This window comes from Mesorhizobium sp. M4A.F.Ca.ET.090.04.2.1, from assembly GCF_003999085.1.
Taxonomy (GTDB): domain Bacteria; phylum Pseudomonadota; class Alphaproteobacteria; order Rhizobiales; family Rhizobiaceae; genus Mesorhizobium.
This window is the reverse complement of the sequence record NZ_RZOT01000663.1, coordinates 1-2,885: the sequence shown is the minus strand read 5'-3', so window position 1 is coordinate 2,885 and position 2,885 is coordinate 1. Positions and strand designations below refer to the sequence as shown.

The 2,885-nt window shown below is 64.2% G+C and carries 3 protein-coding genes; 2 read left to right on the top strand and 1 reads right to left on the bottom strand.

Annotation, left to right across the window (positions count from 1 at the left end):
• The first annotated feature begins 16 nt into the window (after window positions 1-16).
• Entirely contained in the window at window positions 17-604 is a 588-nt protein-coding gene (locus tag EN781_RS29975; protein ID WP_126054293.1) for a GNAT family N-acetyltransferase, read from the top strand.
• Window positions 605-685: 81 nt separating this feature from the next.
• On the top strand, window positions 686-2,227 hold the full coding sequence (locus EN781_RS29970) for a hypothetical protein (RefSeq protein WP_126054294.1): 1,542 nt from the start codon (window positions 686-688) through the stop codon (window positions 2,225-2,227).
• Between the two features lie 42 nt (window positions 2,228-2,269).
• Here the strand turns inward: EN781_RS29970 and EN781_RS29965 are convergent.
• Window positions 2,270-2,885 (bottom strand): hypothetical protein (locus tag EN781_RS29965; RefSeq protein WP_127400616.1); only part of this gene is annotated, 616 nt, incomplete at its 5' end.

Here is a 2,885-nt window from a genome sequence, read left to right as displayed (position 1 = left end):
GGCCTGGGGAGAACTTATGAGCACGACCATAGCGCCGCTGGCGCCCGAGCTCTGGGCGGATTTCGAGGATCTTTTCGGCAAGCAGGGCGCCTGCTACGGCTGCTGGTGCACGCATTTCCGGCTGGCGCCGGCGGTGCGCCGGGCTAACGACAAGCAGCGCAACAAGGATCATATCAAGGCGCGAATCGAGGCCGGGCCGCCGCCCGGGCTGCTGGCCTTCGAGGATGGCAAGGCGGTCGGCTGGATGCAGATCGGACCGCGCGCCGACGTACCCGAATGGAACAACCCGGGCAGGGGATCGGCGCCGGTCGACCCGGCCGATACCGCCGACGCCAGTGTCTGGGCGATTTCCTGCTTCTTCATCCGCGTCAAGGCGCGGGGCAGGGGCATCTCGCATCGCCTCGTCGAGGGCGGCATCGAGTTTGCCCGGCAGAACGGAGCCCGGCTGGTCGAGGCCTGCCCGATCGACCTGTCGCGCGATTCGCGTTCGATCGGGCTGTTCGTCGGCTCATCGCGGGTCTTCGAGAAGGCCGGGTTCGAGAGGGTTGTCGAGCGCAAGCCCGGCCGGCCGCTGATGCGGCTGGTGCTTTTGCAAGGCGACTAGCCTTTGTCTTGCGGCTGTGATGGTATTTGCCTACCAGAAGCGCGAAGCGATTTTGTCTTCCGAGGTCAACGGAGAATCGACGTGAAGCGTGTCCTGCCCCTAGTTTTCCTTCTCTCGCTCGGCGCGCCGGCTTTCGCCCAGACGGTCGATAGCCAAGGCGCAAAGCAGCTTTCCGAGGACCTGTCCCGCTACGTCGGCAGGAAGGCGCTCGACACTGGTATGCTCAAGGTCTCCGTCGAAGGCGACGCCTACCGGGTTGCGATTGATTTCAAGGCGCTGATCGAGGCCCTGCCGGACCAAAAGCTGCTTAAGTTCGATGTCGCTCCTTACATCCTGAAGGTGAAGCCGCGCAGCGACGGGTCCTGGGACGTCTCGATGGATTTCTCGCAGAGCGCATCCTTCGAGTTCAACGGGCCGGAAGGACTGCAAAGCACACAGTTCACCGTCAAGGACGGCAAGGGCAGCGGCGTCTATGACCCCGCGCTCGCAGCCTTCACCAGCGGCGTCAGTACCATAGCCAGCATGACGATGACGTCCAAGGACGCCAAGCAGCATGTGGATGCCAGCTTCGGCGCCGGCACGGCGAACTTTGCCGCGACCAAGGCCGCCAATGGCGGCGTCGACGTCACGATGACGCAGAAGATGTCGAGCTTCACCGAGGCAGTCAATTTCGACGATCCCGAGAGCGGGATGAAGTTTCCGGTGACGATAAAGTCGCCGGAGCTGTCGGTGGATGCGAACGGCAAGGGCGTGCGGACCAAGCCGCTGCTCGACCTGCTCGCCTTTGCCGTGGCCAATGAGGACGAGGCGACGCTGAAGGCGAACCAGGCGCAGCTCAAGTCGCTGCTGCTGGCCGCGCTTCCGCTGTGGGAACGGCTCGACGGAGCGTATGGGTTCAAGGATTTCGCGGTTGAGAGCCCGGTCGGCACTTTCGGCGCCACGCAACTCAGCACGGCGTTTGGAATGGACGGCATCTCTCAGAGCGGCAAGATCAACTACGCGATCAAGGCATCAGGCCTGACGATCCCGCAGCAAATGCTGCCTGGCTGGAGTGTGGCGTTGCTTCCCACCGATATCGACCTGAACTTCGGTGGCGCCAACATCGACCTCGACAGCATGGCGAAGAAGGCGATCGAAACGCTTGATCTCAATAAGAATCCGCCGCTGCCGGAAGATTTCGGCGACCAGATCTCCGCCGATTTCCTGGCCAAGACGCCCAAGGCCGTCATCGGCCACAGCACCCTGAAGAACAAGGACATCGAGATCGCGCTGGAAGGCGAGATGACCTTCCCCGGCGAGAGGCCGGATGCGAGCATGACCGTCAACATCGCCGGCTACGACAAGATCGTCGAAGCCCTGCAGACCGCGGCCAAGACCGACCCGGAAGCCGCGCAGTATTTTCCGATGGTGCTTGCGGTCAAAGGGTTCGGCAAGACGCTGCCGGACGGACGTATCGAATGGGCGATCAACGCCAAGCCCGATGGTTCGGTGACGGTCAATGGCGCCATGCTGAAGCCGGCCGACCCGGTCCAGGACGACAGCACCGATCCGGATGACAGCGCCGACCAGGATGTCATTCCCGGCGAGGGCAACAGCGGGTCGGGCGCGAAGCTGCAGCCCTGACGCATTTTCAGGAAAGCGCGGAGCGGTTTCCCGCCCCGAGTTTTAGAGTCCGAGCGCGCTGGCGATCTTCGGCGCCGCCTCGTGCCAGTCCTCGACCGAGACGATGCCGTCAGGCGTTGGCGGCAGGAAGGCGCGCAACGAATTGTCGGCCATCAGGTGGAAGAGATGCGCGTCGGCCACCGAATTGCGCACCGATGCAAGGTTGTACGGCTGGTCGTCGACGAAGGCGACCGGCCGGCCCTTGGCGCCGCGCAGTTTGGCGACGGCCGGGCCTTTCGCCATTTCGGTCGTCAGAAGCGGGTAGGTCAGCCCGAGCGCATCGAGATGGGCGCGGCGCACCGCGCGGTGCTTGTGCGGCATGGCCGTCAACAGCACGATCTCGGCGCGGCCGCCAAATGTTGACAGCGCTTGCGCCGCGCCGTCGGTGACGCTTTGCCACTCGGCCTGGGCGTCGAAGAACTCGCCGAGCAGCGCCGTCACCTCCGCCTGCTCGATCAGCCGGCCGCTCGCCGTCTCGGCGATGTTGCCGGTGAGGCGGAAGGAGGCAAGCGTCAGGGCAAAGCCACGCGATTTCAGGAAATGCGGGAACGGCCGGATGAATTCCAGCACGACGTCATCGACGTCGAGCACCAAAAGCGGCCGGTCGTCGGCGGCAAGC